19 protein-coding genes are annotated in these 14,640 nt (G+C 67.6%); 4 read left to right on the top strand and 15 right to left on the bottom strand.

Features of this window, described 5'->3' with window-relative positions:
- Positions 1 to 364 precede the first annotated feature (364 nt).
- From istB to PH190_RS30280, 12 genes are all read right to left on the bottom strand, one after another.
- Complete coding sequence (istB, locus tag PH190_RS30335) at positions 365 to 1,201, bottom strand: IS21-like element helper ATPase IstB (protein ID WP_274235272.1); 837 nt, start codon at positions 1,199 to 1,201, stop codon at positions 365 to 367.
- Positions 1,198 to 1,653, bottom strand: a complete 456-nt coding sequence (locus tag PH190_RS30330) for a Mu transposase domain-containing protein (RefSeq protein WP_274235271.1) — start codon at positions 1,651 to 1,653, stop codon at positions 1,198 to 1,200. The genes istB and PH190_RS30330 overlap by 4 nt, the downstream gene beginning before the upstream one ends.
- Before the next feature lie 1,261 nt (positions 1,654 to 2,914).
- Entirely contained in the window at positions 2,915 to 3,265 is a 351-nt protein-coding gene (locus PH190_RS30325; RefSeq protein ID WP_274235275.1) for an ATP dependent DNA ligase, read from the bottom strand.
- A 36-nt stretch (positions 3,266 to 3,301) separates the two neighbouring features.
- Positions 3,302 to 3,868 (bottom strand): ParB/RepB/Spo0J family partition protein, encoded by a 567-nt coding sequence (locus PH190_RS30320; protein WP_274235270.1) that lies wholly within the window; start codon positions 3,866 to 3,868, stop codon positions 3,302 to 3,304.
- Positions 3,869 to 4,672: 804 nt separating this feature from the next.
- Positions 4,673 to 6,046 (bottom strand): pentapeptide repeat-containing protein, encoded by a 1,374-nt coding sequence (locus PH190_RS30315; RefSeq protein ID WP_274235269.1) that lies wholly within the window; start codon positions 6,044 to 6,046, stop codon positions 4,673 to 4,675.
- A gap of 100 nt (positions 6,047 to 6,146) precedes the next feature.
- The gene (locus PH190_RS30310) at positions 6,147 to 6,824 is read right to left on the bottom strand and encodes a hypothetical protein (RefSeq protein WP_274235268.1); all 678 of its coding nucleotides are present in this window, start codon (positions 6,822 to 6,824) and stop codon (positions 6,147 to 6,149) included.
- Complete coding sequence (locus PH190_RS30305) at positions 6,821 to 7,420, bottom strand: RNA polymerase sigma factor (RefSeq protein ID WP_274235267.1); 600 nt, start codon at positions 7,418 to 7,420, stop codon at positions 6,821 to 6,823. Before PH190_RS30305 ends, PH190_RS30310 begins: the two co-directional genes overlap by 4 nt.
- Before the next feature lie 4 nt (positions 7,421 to 7,424).
- Positions 7,425 to 7,607, bottom strand: a complete 183-nt coding sequence (locus tag PH190_RS30300) for a hypothetical protein (protein WP_274235266.1) — start codon at positions 7,605 to 7,607, stop codon at positions 7,425 to 7,427.
- Between the two features lie 188 nt (positions 7,608 to 7,795).
- Positions 7,796 to 8,035: a hypothetical protein gene (locus PH190_RS30295; RefSeq protein WP_274235265.1), complete on the bottom strand. Its 240-nt coding sequence runs from the start codon at positions 8,033 to 8,035 to the stop codon at positions 7,796 to 7,798.
- 45 nt (positions 8,036 to 8,080) lie between these two features.
- Positions 8,081 to 8,248, bottom strand: coding sequence for a hypothetical protein (locus tag PH190_RS30290; RefSeq protein WP_274235264.1), 168 nt, complete (start codon positions 8,246 to 8,248; stop codon positions 8,081 to 8,083).
- On the bottom strand, positions 8,248 to 8,610 hold the full coding sequence (locus PH190_RS30285; RefSeq protein WP_274235263.1) for a hypothetical protein: 363 nt from the start codon (positions 8,608 to 8,610) through the stop codon (positions 8,248 to 8,250). The genes PH190_RS30290 and PH190_RS30285 overlap by 1 nt, the downstream gene beginning before the upstream one ends.
- An 81-nt stretch (positions 8,611 to 8,691) precedes the next feature.
- Positions 8,692 to 9,714 (bottom strand): DUF932 domain-containing protein, encoded by a 1,023-nt coding sequence (locus PH190_RS30280; RefSeq protein ID WP_274235274.1) that lies wholly within the window; start codon positions 9,712 to 9,714, stop codon positions 8,692 to 8,694.
- A 302-nt stretch (positions 9,715 to 10,016) separates the two neighbouring features.
- On the opposite strand from PH190_RS30280, the gene PH190_RS30275 reads away from it, so the two are divergent.
- From PH190_RS30275 to PH190_RS30265, 3 genes are all read left to right on the top strand, one after another.
- Complete coding sequence (locus tag PH190_RS30275) at positions 10,017 to 10,421, top strand: hypothetical protein (protein WP_274235262.1); 405 nt, start codon at positions 10,017 to 10,019, stop codon at positions 10,419 to 10,421.
- A 144-nt stretch (positions 10,422 to 10,565) separates the two neighbouring features.
- The gene (locus tag PH190_RS30270) at positions 10,566 to 11,051 is read left to right on the top strand and encodes a hypothetical protein (RefSeq protein ID WP_274235261.1); all 486 of its coding nucleotides are present in this window, start codon (positions 10,566 to 10,568) and stop codon (positions 11,049 to 11,051) included.
- Between the two features lie 15 nt (positions 11,052 to 11,066).
- Positions 11,067 to 11,519 (top strand): family 16 glycosylhydrolase, encoded by a 453-nt coding sequence (locus PH190_RS30265; protein ID WP_274235273.1) that lies wholly within the window; start codon positions 11,067 to 11,069, stop codon positions 11,517 to 11,519.
- On the opposite strand, the gene PH190_RS30260 is transcribed toward PH190_RS30265, so the two are convergent.
- Positions 11,508 to 11,897, bottom strand: a complete 390-nt coding sequence (locus PH190_RS30260; RefSeq protein WP_274235260.1) for a hypothetical protein — start codon at positions 11,895 to 11,897, stop codon at positions 11,508 to 11,510. The two genes, PH190_RS30265 and PH190_RS30260, sit on opposite strands and share 12 nt — an antisense overlap.
- Positions 11,898 to 12,252: 355 nt before the next feature.
- Positions 12,253 to 12,618, bottom strand: coding sequence for a histone-like nucleoid-structuring protein Lsr2 (locus PH190_RS30255; RefSeq protein WP_274235259.1), 366 nt, complete (start codon positions 12,616 to 12,618; stop codon positions 12,253 to 12,255).
- Positions 12,619 to 13,094: 476 nt separating this feature from the next.
- On the opposite strand from PH190_RS30255, the gene PH190_RS30250 reads away from it, so the two are divergent.
- Positions 13,095 to 13,382, top strand: a complete 288-nt coding sequence (locus tag PH190_RS30250; RefSeq protein ID WP_274235258.1) for a Gp49 family protein — start codon at positions 13,095 to 13,097, stop codon at positions 13,380 to 13,382.
- Between the two features lie 598 nt (positions 13,383 to 13,980).
- Here the strand turns inward: PH190_RS30250 and PH190_RS30245 are convergent.
- The gene (locus PH190_RS30245; RefSeq protein ID WP_274235257.1) at positions 13,981 to 14,169 is read right to left on the bottom strand and encodes a hypothetical protein; all 189 of its coding nucleotides are present in this window, start codon (positions 14,167 to 14,169) and stop codon (positions 13,981 to 13,983) included.
- Positions 14,170 to 14,640 lie beyond the last annotated feature (471 nt).

Genomic DNA, 14,640 nt, shown 5'->3' with positions numbered 1-14,640 from the left:
ACTGCCCACGACGGGAACGACCCACCCCGGGGTTGACATGGGGTTGTCAAGGGCCGGACGGAGTCCGGTCGCGACGCCGGGTCCGGGAAGGGCGGGTCGGGCGGCTTCGGGGGTGGTGAGCAGAGCGACGATGCTGACCTCGCCGCCGCAGTGGGGGCAGTCCCGAACGGCGATGGGTGCCGGGGTGGACTCGGGTGCGCGGCTGTCGCTGGTGGCTGCCGGTTCGGCTCGCCGTCGCAGGTGGGCGTGCTTGCGGCAGCGGTCGGAGCAGTAGCGGTGCCGTGGCCCGGCAGGGGTGAAGGTGGTCCAGCAGATCGGGCAGGCGCGCTCGGCTCGCCAGTCCGCCTCGTCGTTGGTGCTCGGGTCAGCTGGCATGGCTGCCTCCCTGACCTGCGGCGGGCGCGGGGCGGTGGCCGGCGGCGGCGCGCAGGGTGTCCGAGGTGCGCTGGTGGGCGCGGAGTCGGTAGGAGGGTCCGTCGATGCCGACGACGGTGGCGCGGTGCAGGAGCCGGTCGAGCATGGCCGCGGCGACGGTGGCGTCGCCGAAGGCGCCGGCCCAGTCGGCGATGCCGACGTTGGTCGTGAGGATCGTGGAGGACTTGAGGTAGCGCTGGTTGATGACCTGGAACAGCGCCGAGGCGCCGTCGCCGGGCAGCGGCAGGTAGCCGAGCTCGTCGATCACGAGAAGCCGGGGTCCGGCGAAGAAGCGCATGCAGGTGTTCCAGCGGCCCTCGAGGGCGGCCTTGTGGCACTTGGCGGCGAGGTCGGCGGCGGTGGTGAAGTAGACCCGCGCCCCGGCCTCGGCGGTGCCCCGAGCGAGGGCGGTGGCGAGCATGGTCTTGCCGACTCCGGGTGGGCCGACGAACAGGACGTTGGCGGCGTCGTCGAGGAAGCGCAGCGTGGCGAGGTCGCGGACGAGGTTCTCGTCGACGCCGGGTTGGGCGGCGAAGTCGAAGTCGGCGATGGTCCAGGGACCGGGCAGGCAGGCGAACCGCAGCCTCGAGGCCAGCCGGCGGGCTTCGGTGGCTTCGACCTCGATCTCGAGCAGCCGCTCGAGCGCGGCGGTCAGCGACAGCCCGTCGGAGCGGGCGACATCGAGCACGGTGTTGAGGTGCTCGGCGGCGTCGTTGAGCTTGAGGTAGCCCAGGTGGGCGCGCAGGTTCTGATAGCGGCGGGCCTCGCTGGTCGGGTTGGTGGTCACCGCAGCTCACCGGCGTTCGTGCTGGTGGCTCGGGCGGCGGCAGGAACGAGGGCGGCGTAGGCGGCCATGTCGATCACGACCCGCTGGGCCGTACTCCCCGCCGGGCTCCCCACTGATGCGCCCGGGGTTCCGCGCAGCCGGGCGGCTTCGGCGCGGGAGGCGTCCCCGGCCGGGCGGCGGGTCTTCGAGCGGCAGGGTCGAGCGTCGCTGAACTCGGCCAGTACGCGGCTCTCCAGGGCGCGGACGTGCCCCTCGTCGCGGATCGTCGCGCCGGCGCCGGTGGGGGCGCGGCGGTGGACCGCGACGGTGGCGCCGGTGGCGGTGACGATCCGCAGCTGCTCGGCCCCGAGACGGTGGCGGACCACGACCTGCGCGCCGGGCATCCCCGGCGGCACCGAGTACCGGTTCCCGCGGAACGACACCAGCGCCTGGGCCGACACCGTGCGCACCACGGCCAGCTCGGCCGGGAACGCCGTCGCCGGCGCCGCCCGCAGCCCTCATCCGCGGCGAGCTCGGCGACCGTGGTTCGCTCGCCGTCACGGCGCCGGACCCGGCCGTCGAGACGCTCACAGAGCTCGTCAAGGCTCTGCTGCGCAGCGGCGACGGTGGCGTCGTCGCCCAGGGTGCGCCACCAGCGCTGCGCCGCGGAGTGGTTGGCCTTCTCCACCACGCCCTTGCGGTTGCCGTGCCGCGGCGGGCACAGATCGACCGCCACCGCGTAGTGCTTGGCGGCCTGCGCGAACGCCGCGACACCGTCCCCGACTGCGGGGAGCAGACGGTGGCCATCCGGTCGAAGCGCCACCGGCGGGTCAGCCCGCCCAGCTTGCGGGTCACGCGGTCGAGAGCCTCGATCAGGTGCGGGAAGTCCTCGGCTTCGGCGAGCACCGCCCGCCAGCGTCCCGAGTGCGCCAGCGACCCGACCAGCAGATGCGCCTCTCGCCCGAGCCCCCACCCCGTCGGCGGGTCGGGCAGCTCGACCCAGTCCCACTGGGTCTCCTCCCCGGCCGGATGGGTGATCACCGCGGTGTCCCGGCCCTTCGAGGCCTGGCAGGGCTCGCAGTGCGGCCGCAACCCGTGGGTGCGGATCGCGGCGGTCAACGACGGATACGACCCGCTGAACCCGAGCCCGGCGAGCTCGTCGAACAGGGTCGAGGCCCACAGGTGCGGGTCTTCGCCCAGGCGCAGCCGGCAGTACTCCAGGAACGGCTCGGCCACCGTCGGCTCGCGGCGCACCCGCGCCTCGGGGACCCGTCGGCCCTCGAGGTAGGCGCGGATGGTCTTGCGGTCATGGCCCAGATGCCGGGCGATCGCCGAGATCGTCCAGCCCTGCTCGCGCAACGCGTGCGCTTCCACATCTGCCTCCCAGGACAGCACCCGGGCCTCCCGCTGCTCTGCTGGTGATCACTGACCAGCAGCCCAGCGACAGGCCCGCTCCCGGCCCCGGCACCACGCCGGAGCCGCCGTACGACCTGGGGAAGTTGATCTAGCAGGAGTGGGGAGCTTCAGCTAGCGCCATCAGTGCCTCCCTCGCGCGGCTGGACGAACCGTGAGCGCGTGACGGGTGTCGCTCCAGGGCGCTCACCCACCCGCCCCACGCGGCCCGTCTCCCCCACCCACAGAGCGGAGCCCACGGTCGGTGCCGTCGAGGTCGACGCCCCGACTCGCAGTGCAGAGGGTGCGGCTGCGCGGGTCGGTTGATGTCAGGACCTCCGATCAGCCGCTTCCCGGCGAGATCAGCTCGGCTGGGTCGCGGTCGGGTCGCAGGCCGCGCCAGGACGGGTGACGCAGGTGCCCGTCGTCGGTCCAGCTGCAGAACCGGACCTCGCCGACGTGGCAGGGTGCGCACCACCGGGCGCGGGATTCGTCGAGGACAGGCCCGCCGAACGGGCTCGCCGCGCGCTCCCCGCCGGCGAGGAGGTCGCGGAGACGGTCGCGGGCGGTATCGGTGAAGCCGGTACCGACGTGGCCGATGTAGCGCAGCTGCCCACCGGGCCGGGGGTGGCCGAGCAGCACCGCGCCGAGGCTGCCGTGGTGCCGACCGCGGCCCGGTGCCCAGCCGCCGATGACCGCTTCGCTGGTGCGCCAGAACGGCGCCCTTATCTACCCGGCGTCGTCGACAACGAGGCAGCGGGCCACAGCGGTGATCGTGACCGGCGTCTGGTCAAGCGGTCCGGCGGGTCCGAAGGTGTTCTTCGCAGCGTGGACTCGATACCGTCGCGCTGCTCGCCTGTGTCGCCGAGCCTTCACGTCCTCTTTGGCGATGCGGGCTCGCTTGGCGATCTGCGTGGGCTTCATGCCGAAGGCGGAAAGCTGCTGAACGGCGTCGATCTTTTCCGAGTCGGTCAACCCGGCTCGGTGCTCGTTCTCGGCAAATTGGCCCAGGATGCGCTCGATCTGCGTTGCGTCGTCGTCGCCCTCGTTCCCGATGACGTCGACCGGGACGGTCTCGTGACCAGCCTTGATGGCGGCGAGGGTGCGGCGATGGCCGAAGCGGACACGAAGGTCGCCGGATGCGGTGCGCACGGCAGCGAGGGGAACGAGCACGCCGTTCTCCCTGACGCTGGCCACGAAGTCGGGATCGAGTTGAGTGTCCTGGCGAACGTTGACGTCGAGCAGTAGCTCTTTCGGGTCGACGTTCTTTCGTTCGACGGTGGGTGTTGCTGACATCTGATTACTCCTTGTTCAGTTGCTTGGCTGTCGATCGACTGCTCAGAGCGAGCAGTCGATCGGGGTGTTGAGACGGATGGACGTGTCGAGGTACGAGTCGGAGCGTGCCCTTCAATGCCTTCGCTCTGTCGTTACTGCGCCATCAACGACCGGCAACGGCCCCAATGACTCGATGCCTGAGTGCGCCGTCACGGGATACAGCAGGCCTGCAAGGTGCTCGGCTCAAGCTGCCCGGCCAAGTTGCACAGCGACATGCTTCCTATAGAAGGCCTCCGACCTCGTCCGCGGGCTCATGATCTCGACTTCGAAGCTCAGACGTCATGAGAAGGGGCAGCCGGCCAAGCTCCGGGACGTCCGCAACCCGGTGACGGTTTGCTGCGTCGACGAGGCCTGATCCCGCGCCCGGCTCCCTACCCCCTGCCCCCCGCCCGTTCGCGACGCGCGGGGTCTCCTGGTGCCCGAAGGATGACAATGTCCGTTTCTGTCGCGGTGCTGCTCATCAGCCCGATCCTGCTGCTCACCCTGGTCGTGGGCTTCGTTGTGATCGTGGCGCTCTGTCGAGCGGAGACCAAGGGCGTTCCGACCGTGTTGCACGACATCGTCAGTGTCTTCAGCCGTGTCGCCGACCGTGTGCCGGCCACGGCCCCTCACAGCACGAGCGTCCCGGCGGAGGATGCTCCTGAAGAGGACCATCAGGATCAGAGGGGACCCCACAGTGACTCGGCGACGGCGTCCTTCAGATCGAGGCCCGGAGATTGAGGGCGCTGCTCCTCTCCTCGAGTAACTCAAGCCCGGAGGCGGCCGTCAGCCCCAGGACTTGGGCCGGGGAATTCCGTCGGGCAGCAAGGTCGCTATATCGCCTAGCGCAGAGGCGATTTGTCTGCGCGTCACGCCCTTAGCTTCGGTCAGGTTCGCCCGCTCGAGACTGGCGCTGGTGAGGTTCGCCCTGTAGAGGTTGGCGCCAGTCAGGTTCGCCTCGATGAGGCCAGCGTGGGTCAGGTCCGCCGCAGGGAGAGCGGCTCTGCTCAGGTTCGCCCAACGGAGCCAGGCGCCAGTCAGGTCTGCCCCGCCGAGGTCTGCGTTTGCCAGGTTCGCCTGCTCGAGGTTGGCGTCGCTCAGTTTCGCCCCGCTTAGGTGGGCGTCGGTCAGAATTGCCTCGCCGAGGTTAACGTTGGTCAGGTCCGCCCCTCCGAGTCTGGCGCGGGTCAGGTCCGCGCCGTAGAGCCAGGCATGGGTCAGGTCCGGGCCCAGGGTGGCGTCGGTCAGGTTCGCGCTCTCCAGGGTGGCGCCAGTCAGGTCAGCCCCAAGGAGGTTGGCGCCGGTCAGGTCAGCCTCAGGGAGATCGGCGCTGGTCAGGTTCGCCTTCCAGAGGCTGGCCCTGGTCAGGTCCGCCTCAGTGAGATCGGCCCTGGTCAGGTTCGCGCTCTCCAGGGTGGCGCTGGTCAGGTTAGCCCCACGGAGGTTGGCGCCGGTCAGGTTAGCCCCACGGAGGTTGGCGCCAGTCAAGGTCGCCCCCGATAGATCGCCTCGACTCACGCCCTCCCTGACAGGTAGACGGCCCAGCACTGCGAGAGCGGCTTGGACGTCGGTAGCTGGAGCCGGGCCGTCGCCCTGCGCTTCCCCTGATGTTGGCTTCTCCGAGTCCGCCAGGAGGGATTGAAGCACCTCAGCGACTGTCGGCTTCTCAGTTCGGTCGGGCCTACTGCGCTCCCGGACGAAGGCGCTGAGGACTTCCACAACGGTGGGGTGATCACGCTCGGAGTCGATGGCGAGGCGTTCGAGGGCGTAGATGCCACCAAGGCGGACGTCGAGCTGCTCGTCCCCGAGTTGGCCGATGGCCTTGGTGTAGCGGTCGGTGAGGTGGCCCTGCTCAGTCACCTCGAAGGTCTTGGCAGTGATCCGCAAGGTCCGGCTGTTTACCCAGAAGGTGCCCAGGGCTCCGAGGCCCACGAAGCCCGCCAGCAGGCCTACTCGGGTCGTGGTCACGGCCGTGAGCAGTGCGTCTGGAGACCCGCCACTGCGGTACAACAGCAGCGGTACCAGCCACCAGAGCAGGCCGAACACCGCCAGGCCGCCGGCGACAGCGAACTTGCGCTTGTGCTTGACGACGTAGTCGCGGGCTGCTCGCCAGGTCAGCCGCCGCCCCGACTTCTTCGGCGTGTCCTCCTCATCAGCCATGCACCTTGTCTCCCGTCACCGGGGCAGCCCCTCATCCGGGCGGCTTCGTCTTGGGCTTCCGTGTGAGAACTGCCAGAGCGCATGACGCCCCAGCACCTCGTCAGGTTCGGCTCCAATCGCCCGACCACTGGTCCGACGTCGAGGGCTCCCACAACAGGTAGACCTTGTGGCCCAGGGCCTTCAGGTCCTCGGCAAGATTCAGGACCTGCTCCACTGCGTCAAAGGTTCTGGTGGATGGGCTCGACCTAGCCAGAGCGTCCATTGTCCACGCCCATTCCCCCTGCGCCCTGGCAACGAGCTCCGTCGCGGCCTCCCGAGACAAGTATCGGGTTCGGATGCCGTTGGCGAGCTCGTCGAGGGTGTCCACCATCCGGCGGGATGGCGTGAATGGAATCGCCGCGTTCCGGATCGCCGCGATGTCGTCTAGGACTTGGCCGACGCGGGCGTTCTGCGATGGAGGGCGAGCGTCGTCGGAGTGCTTCACCTCGGGCCGGGTTACTGGCTTCGAGTGCTCGTTGTATGTGTAATTGGGCCAGTCCGGGCTTTGCGAGTCGACCGCTTTCGGGTTGAGTGTATCGAGCGCTGCGTTCACGCCCTTGTCGAGGTCGAGCTCCTCGGTGAGTTCTTCCACCAGTTCGCTGTACCGCTGCGCCTGCAGGGCAACCTCGAGCCCGGCGTCGAGGTCGAGCTCGGCGACGAGCTCGTTGACGAGATCGTTGTACTCCCCAGTCAGCCGAGCGAAGACCGCGTCCACCTCGTGCGGGTTGTTTGCGCTCACTGGTGCTCCCCCGATCCCTTAGTGCGCTGCGCGTCGTAGAGTTCTGTCAGCCGCTCCTTGGCATGACGCAGGTTGCTGCGGACGACGTCCTCCGTCAGGTTAAGCTCCTCGGCAATTTCTTTGTGGGAGTAGCTGGCAAGGACGAGCGTCACAACCTCACGTTGGCGTGGGGCCAGCTGCGCGATCAGCGGAAGCAGGGTGGCGCGCTGTTTCTTGTCGGGGTCCTCGGTGTTGTCGCTCTGGTAGAGCGGAGCGCCCGTGGCCGGGATTTCGGCGAATGATTCCACCGCGTCGTACATGCGCTTCAGGAAGGTTGACTTCGCTGCTTGACGACACCACGCCATCGGGTGTTGGACACGCGTCCGGTGATGGAGGTACTGGACGAGCGCCTCGTGGGCGCACTCCGCCGCTTCGCGCTTCGAGGCGTTGTAGACGGCCATGATGTAGGCGGTCAGTTGAGGTACAGCGCTCTTGTAGAAGGTCGTGTACTCGGCCAACGACCCAGCAGGCATGCTTGGCGATAGCGCCGGCGGTCTGGTGAGTGCCGCCTCCGTGGCTTCGTCGCCGGGCTGTTCTGGCTCCGTGGGGGTGTTCACGGCCTCAACCACCAATCAATTGGTTGATAGTTAGAAGCGCTCCGCCGGCAGCGGCTCCGGCAACCAGGGCAGCGGTGGCCGGGTTGCGCGGGGTCGAGGCTACGTAGGCGAGCACGAACGCCACGATCGCCACCACGCAGACCACCAGGAAGACCAGCGCGGCGCGCACGGTGAGCAGCGGGTCCATGAGCTTCCCTCCTCCATCAGCGAGTGTCGGGACCTAGGTCCTGGTGGGGGCCGATCTGTGCAAGATGGCTGCCAAGTGTGGCGTACGTCACTCGCTGGCGGCCGCCGCGGCGGCGGTCCTGGCCTCGAGGCGATCTTGTGGGGGCCCGCGAGCGAGCGAGCCCCAGCAATCGTTATCGGACGGATCGCCTAGAAGAGGCCGAGCTGAGCGCCGGCCGGCTGGGTTGTCCACACTGCTGCGGCAGCCTCGTAGAGGGCCCGGCGCGCCCGCTGGTACTCCCGGCCCTTCGCCTCGTTGCCCTCCGGGTCCTTCCCGTACAGCGGGCCCGCCAAGGCGGAGTTGGCCGTCGCTGCGGCGACGTACTCGGCGTAGCAGGCGGCCATGCGCTCGCCCGCCTCGTCGGTCATCCGCTCGACGGCGAACGCCAACAGGGCCGAGACCTTTACCTCTGCACGGTGGCCACCGGCGGCCGACTACCGGACCACCTGGCCGTCGACCTGGAACGACACCGTGCCTCCGCTCGACCCGTGGAAGCTCGCACTCATCCGGCTGCGGGCGCCGTCTCGGTCACCTCGGTGGATGGACAACAGATGCTCGGCCGTGACGATGCGCTCCGCCAGGGCTGGCACGGGATCGAACATCACTCCTCCCGCTGGTGGCGGTAGTCGGTGACCATCTCCTCGAGCTCGTCCGTGGCTATGCCGTCGCCGGCGACGCCGGCGGCCGTGAGCACCTCGGCCCAGCTGCCGCCGGCGTCGAGCTCCTCGACCACCAGAGCCAGGCGCTGCGCCTCGGCGGTCTGCATCGCCTCGGTGCGCTGGCGGATCAACTCGAGGCGGGTGAAGGTCGGCTCGGTGGGCTCGTAGCCGTTCATCCCAATGCGGATACAGAGGGTCGAGCCGTCGAGCGAGTGGCGGTAGGTCGGGACCGGGAGGAACTCGGGCATCGTCCAGTCGACGGGCCGACCCTCCTCGACCTCCTCGAGGCAAACGGGGCAGTACATGGCGGAGACTCCGTATCTGACGAAACGAACAGTCGGGGGAAGGGGCGGGAGCCCCGGGAAAGTGGGCTCCCGCCCCGCTCGTCAGCCGGAGATCCCGGCGAGCACCTTCAGCACCTCGGCGTCGGCGGCCTCGACCGAGCCGTCGATCGTTTCGATGGCGTTGCGCTCTGCCCGCTGCGTGGCGCCCCGGGTGCCTCGGATGTGCTGGCCCCAGGTGTTCACCGCCTGCAGGGCGCCCCAGGCCGAGCCGCTCCACGGCTCCACCCGGGCGTCGAAGCGCCACAGGTTGTCGAGCTGGCTGCGCTTCTCGGCCGCCATCGTCTTGGAGCGTTTCGAGTCACCGTCGGGGGCGATCCCGGCGAGGAACTGCGACCACTGGGCGTCCGTCACGGTGACGTCGCACAGCCGGGCCACCTCGGCGGCGAAGTCGTCGGCCGCCGTGTGCACGATCGCCAGGGCCTCCCGGGCGTCAGCGATCTTCATGCCGGAGTTCTTGGTGTGCTTCGCCTTGAGCTGCTGGCCGTCCTCCTGCAGCGCCGCACCCATGGTGTTGTCGCAGACGGTGTTGGTGATCGTCCGCTTGTAGGTCGTGGCCACCGTGCCGTCGAAGCTCGTGCAGGCGAGCAGGTTGGGACGGAACGCCACACCCTCGGGCGTCGTGATCGAGTCGGGGACCGACACCTCGACCCACGCCACCGCTCGGTTCCGGAGTAGGCCGGCGGAGCTGATGCCGAGGTCGTCGTCCAGGATCGTGCTCACGTTCTCGAGGAGCCACTCCCGGTACTGGTGCGGGGCGTACCCGTCCTTGAACAGGCCGAGCACCTCGTACGTGTCGTCGGCTGCGATCGCCTTACGGCCCGGCAGGGCCCGGTACTCGCTCTCGTCGCCCTCACCAGGGACCGCGACGTACACGGGCAGCTCGACGGCGGTCCAGTCGAAGAGGCGCCGCAGAACGTCGTCCACGGGCACGAAGCCCGGGTAGTGGTTGGGCTCGTCGCCCTGGGCGCTCGCACGCCAGTGCCAGGCCTTTCCCCGTGCGTCCGTGTTGCCATGAGGACGTTCCGGTTGAGCCACTCGGCCGATTCCTTGCTCATCGCCTGTCATCTCCCTGATTGCCGTTTCGAGGCGAGGCCGTGGGTTTGGGCCTCGCCGTCGGAGACGGCCGTGCCGCCCTCGGAGGCTCACGGTCATAGGGAGGAAGTGAAGAAAGTTCTTGCAGCGAAGCGGCCGAAGGCCAAGAAGTTTCTGAGCGACCCTTGACCGGGAGGGAGGGCGGTCGCAGCCTCTAGGCAATCAGGGAAATTGGTTACTGAGTCTCGAACGGGTTGACGGTGAACTCAGCGGTGAAGAACTTGTCGCCGTCCTCCAAGTTGAACACGCTCGTTGAGTCGCGATTCATAGTGTCGATGACGACCGCTCTGGGGGCTGCGACTGACAAGCCGTTTCTCCGCCAGTGGCACGGCAAGACCACTGCGATGTTCATCCTGGACAACCTCGAAGAGGTGATGCAGAAGCTCAAGGATGAGGGCATGGAAGCGACTCTGAAGTGGGTCACCGGTGAGGCAGAGCGTCTACGCAAGTTGGCGGCCGACATCGGCACGCACCAGCACAACATCCTCGAGGCGCTCTTGTTGGATGCCCCGTTGCCTGAGTGCCCTGAGCACCTAGTTGGGGTCGAGATCGACCGCCAGGTGGTGGACCAGGACGAGATCTCGGACGGCTTGTTGAATCTCAACGAGGACATGGAGCCGGTCTATGAGATGGCCGAATGCAGCTGGCCACTGGCGGTAGGACGGAGAACATCGAGGTGAGTGGCGAGGCGTTCGCCGCCGACATCACTAAGGCGTTCGAAGTGTTCTCACAGATGAAAGGGAAGTCGGCGAAGGCCTGACGTCTCGACGACCACGCCCAGCGGTGCAAAGCTGCGGGCAGTTCCACAGAAAGCAGGACCGAGAGTGTCGACGCCCTTCCACAACATCCGTCAAGCCGTTGATGCCGCCGAAGAGGTGGTGGAAGACCTGGCGATGAAGTACGAAGCGGAGATCGGCGCCCTGCAGGCACAGATCGCCGACCTGAAGGCGCAGGTGCCGTCGCCGGCGAGCGGACCCCTCGGTGTGCCGGGGGAGTGGGTGTCGAAGTTCTCCAGCCTTGCGGAGCTGGCCAGGCGCACGGGTTACCCGTGGGGTCCGCAGTGGTCGACGAACGAGGGCAACCGGGAGGACCAGGCGTACGTGCCGGCGAACGTCGAGCACTTGCCGGCGATCGCAGGTGCTCGGTCAGAGGCCATCAACCTCGTGGCGAAGCGTGAGAACTCGCCGGTCCCGGCGACCATCGTCAACAACGGCGTCCGTGGCCAGCTGCGTGACGGTCGCAGGTCGCTGCCCTTCACGTCGGGAGCGGTCAACACCAAGGGCATCGCTGAGGCTCGCTTTGGCTTCTGAGAAGTCGAGCTCGAGCTGCCGGCGGGATCCGGGTTGTGGCCGGCGGGCTGGCTCATCCCGGTCGAGGGCAACGCCCCGCCCGAGCTCGACATCCTCGAAGGCCTGATGCACCAGCCCTCGGTAGCGAAGGTCAACGCTCACAAGCGCACGACCCGCCCCGGCGCCTACTCCGACCAGATGGGCCCGAAGTCCATCACGCTGGCCAAGCCCATGACGGAGCGCCACACGTACGGCGCGCACGTGAAGACGGACGGTGTCGACTTCTACATCGACGGCAAGCTGGCGACTCAGGCCGATGCCAGCTACGTGCCCGACCGGCCCATGTACCTCATCTGCAACCTTGCAGTGAACGGCTCCTGGCCTAGGGACGCCAAGGCGCTGGTCAACGATCAGACGAAGTTCCCCGCCACGATGACCATCCACGCAGCGCGGCTGTGGGAAGGCGGCCTGAGCTGGTTATCCGTCTGACAGCGACTCCCTGATCCTGCGAGGGAATGCCCAGAAGCTGTAGAGAAACGGGATCGTGACGGCGGTGATCCCACCAGCGACACTGCCGGCGATCTGCTGGAATGGAATGGGTTCGCCTGGGTCCAGTAGACCTGCGAACGACCAAGTCAGACCGTTCAGGACACAAACCAGGCCCATGCCGCCGCAGTAGCCGGTGACGACGATCTGTGCCTGTGTGGGGTCGCTTCTCATTGCGTTACCGAATTCGATAGCCAATGCCACGAGTATTCCAGCCAGCACTTGAGCCGACGTGCTGTAGAAATCCGTTTGGGGCGGCTGGTCAAGAGCGCCACCGACACCAAACGTGGTGCCGAGAAAGACTGCCGCAACGGCGCCCACCGAAGCCAGCGCGAGCCCTGAGTGATAGCCCCTACGGCCAGTAGTCACCGTTCTCCTCTAAGAGAGTCGCGAGGCACGCCTTCCCATTACGGCGAGAGTCCGAGCCCGTAGGGCGAAGGGCTTGCCCAACCGAAGGGCGGGAGTTCACTATTTGCACAATAGTATGACTAGTCATACTATTGAGGTTCATGGAAACGCTCGTCAAAGAAGTCGTCAGTACTGCTCCGGTGTTCATGGGTCACTGGGACCGAGTCGGCATGGTGGAGGGTTGCGCCGGACCGAGCTGCCGGGGCGAGTGCAAGCCCAAGCAGTCGACCGGCTTCACAATCCCTCGGCCTCCGGAAGCCCGGTAGGACTAGCCCGGCGACTTGCTGAGCTGGCGAGCGTCGTACGCCTCGGCCACCTCGTTCGGGATGCGGCCCCGCTCGGACACCTCGAGCCCCTGCTTCTTCGCCCACTCTCGGATGCGCTGGTTCTCTTCCCTTGACCGCTTGGGGGTGCCGCCGACCGCCTTCTTGACCGCGTCCTTGACGGTAGACCGCTTGCCACTGGTACGCCGGGCGGCTGCGACGTAGGGAGCAAGAGCGTCGCGGAGCTTGGTCGCGTTGTCGTCGTTCAGGTCGATCTCGTAGGTGACGCCGTCGAGACCGTACTCAACGGTCTCATTTGCCTCGGTGCCATCGAGGTCGTCGATGAGGGAGACGACCGTCTTCTGTGCCATGGTCCGGGATTGTCCGCGTGGCGGTCAGGAAGTCAACTGGAAACGCCTACTAACTCGTTCGTGGAGGCAATGGAACTTCGTCCATGAGTTCGAGGCAGGGTTGTGCCAGTAGATGGGCCTCTGTCCGACCCCTGACGCATCATGGCCAGGTGCCAGGAGAGCTCATCGAGATCCCGCCGGACGGCTGCAGCCAGGGCCACCGCTTCGGCCCGAACCGAGTGCTCATCGGGTGGGCCAGCTGTCACTGCGAGGGCGTGCCTCGAGGTAGCGGGGGCCACCGGTCGTATCGGTGCCGGGTCTGTGACGAGTTGGTGCTGACCGGACCACGTGCCGGCGGCCGACGAGCAGCTGGTGATGGAGCGCGAGGGCAGGACGTACGTGCGCGATGGGACGGTGCCGAGCGGCTAGACCAGAGGGGCATGGGAAGCCTCGAAGAGACAGATCAAGCATCCGCTGCCGTTGCCACCGCACCTCGGGTGACGCTCGACGACCTGAAGGCGCAGATCGACCGGGTCGACTACCTGAACCCCGGCCGGCTGGTGCTCGGAGACTCGGAGCACCACGGAGCCCACCCGCTGGATCTGCTGACGATCTGCATCGTCACGACGCGGACTGGCTTCACGGTCGTGGGTAAGTCGGCGCCGGCGTCTCCGGAGAACTTCAACGAGGAGCTCGGGCAGAAGCTCGCTTACGAGGACGCCCTGCGTCAGCTCTGGCCGTTCGAGGGCTACCGACTTCGGGTGGAGCTCGCAGCGCAGCGGTGAGTGGCCCGCTCTGCCTTCTATGAGTCGTACATCCGGAGCGCTCGCTGACGGCAGCGGATCGCTGCGTACGAGGTGCACCACCCGAAGAAGTGCCGGAACTGTGGAGCGACCCGGCGCATCCACCTGCACCACCTGACCTACACGCGGCTTGGCCACGAGCTCGACCGGGACCTCATGTGGCTCTGCGCTCGCTGCCATCTGTGGCCGCACCGGCTCCGTCATGCGCTGCCGTTCTGGAGCTTGGCCACCTGGACGAGGCTCTACATCTACCGGTGGGAGGTCACGGTGGGCCCGGCGCTCGGCGGCACTGCCGCCTGGCTGTTCGGCTAGGTGGGCCTGAGTAGCGCACTACCACACAAACTGGTTCGCCCCACTGAACCCGGTGCGCTTCACTACACGCGCGGGAGCAGCGAGGAGTAGTCAGCCGTGCGCCAAGGGAGTCCAGAAAAGTTCGTACGCAGCAGAGTACCGACTACACCGAACCTCGGGCGGACCAGCCGGGTTCGCCTCGGTCAATATGAGCGCGCAATAATGGCGCCAGGCGTGCGGGCGTGAGGCCGAGCCGTTCAGTTCCTAGTGGCGACGTCACCTCTATCCCTCAGCGGTTTCGCTCTCGGCCTCCGTTGTGTTTTCTTCGGTCGTCGTCGTCGCAGTCGTGGTCGTGGTCGGCGCAGTCGTCGTCGTTGTCGTTGTCGGCGCAGTCGTTGTCGTTGTCGTTGTCGGCGCAGTCGTTGTCGTTGTCGTTGTCGTTGTCGGCCCAGGGCCGATGACGCTGAAAGGCACGCATTGGCCGCTGGCTACCGCTGTTTGCCCGGCAGGACACGGCACCGCGTTTGAGCCAGTACCTTGGCGGGGAGAGGGGCCGATCGCGCCTGGGTCGGGCACGCCATTGCAGGGACCCTCAACTCCGACTACGCAGTCGCCGGGGCGGCCCGTCTCGCCGGAGCCGATCACGCCCACATTAGGGACGCCACCGGTGCCGATCCCGCCCGAATTAGGCACGGCCCCAGGCCCGGGGCCGATGACGCCCGGGTTCGGCACACCACCGGGTCCGCTCCCGCCTGGGTTAGGTGCAACACCTCCACCCCAGCCAACGCCTGCCGGGGGTATGCATTCATAACGAGGCGCGGGTTGCCACCCGGGAGGGCAAGGATTCTGGACGCACGTATAAGTCCCAGGGTCCAGCCATAGCCCGTCCGGACAACCGTTGTTGGGCTGACCGTTGTTGGGCTGACCGTTGTTGGGCTGACCGTTGTTG

Origin of the sequence: Actinomycetospora straminea (genome assembly GCF_028737255.1) — a bacterium.
In the GTDB taxonomy this organism is placed as follows: domain Bacteria; phylum Actinomycetota; class Actinomycetes; order Mycobacteriales; family Pseudonocardiaceae; genus Actinomycetospora; species Actinomycetospora straminea.
Note: the sequence above shows the minus strand (reverse complement) of the source record. Positions and strands in the feature narration are given on the sequence as shown.

Excerpts from the sequence above, each read along its gene's own strand:
- PH190_RS30275 (WP_274235262.1), top strand. The coding sequence starts at position 10,017 with ATGACGACCGCTCTGGGGGCTGCGACTGACAAGCCGTTTCTCCGCCAG.
- PH190_RS30280 (WP_274235274.1), bottom strand. The coding sequence starts at position 9,714 with ATGACAGGCGATGAGCAAGGAATCGGCCGAGTGGCTCAACCGGAACGT.
- PH190_RS30320 (WP_274235270.1), bottom strand. The coding sequence starts at position 3,868 with ATGTCAGCAACACCCACCGTCGAACGAAAGAACGTCGACCCGAAAGAG.
- PH190_RS30300 (WP_274235266.1), bottom strand. The coding sequence starts at position 7,607 with ATGGACCCGCTGCTCACCGTGCGCGCCGCGCTGGTCTTCCTGGTGGTC.
- PH190_RS30315 (WP_274235269.1), bottom strand. The coding sequence starts at position 6,046 with ATGGCTGATGAGGAGGACACGCCGAAGAAGTCGGGGCGGCGGCTGACC.
- PH190_RS30290 (WP_274235264.1), bottom strand. The coding sequence starts at position 8,248 with ATGTTCGATCCCGTGCCAGCCCTGGCGGAGCGCATCGTCACGGCCGAG.
- PH190_RS30285 (WP_274235263.1), bottom strand. The coding sequence starts at position 8,610 with ATGTACTGCCCCGTTTGCCTCGAGGAGGTCGAGGAGGGTCGGCCCGTC.
- PH190_RS30255 (WP_274235259.1), bottom strand. The coding sequence starts at position 12,618 with ATGGCACAGAAGACGGTCGTCTCCCTCATCGACGACCTCGATGGCACC.
- PH190_RS30245 (WP_274235257.1), bottom strand. The coding sequence starts at position 14,169 with ATGCGTGCCTTTCAGCGTCATCGGCCCTGGGCCGACAACGACAACGAC.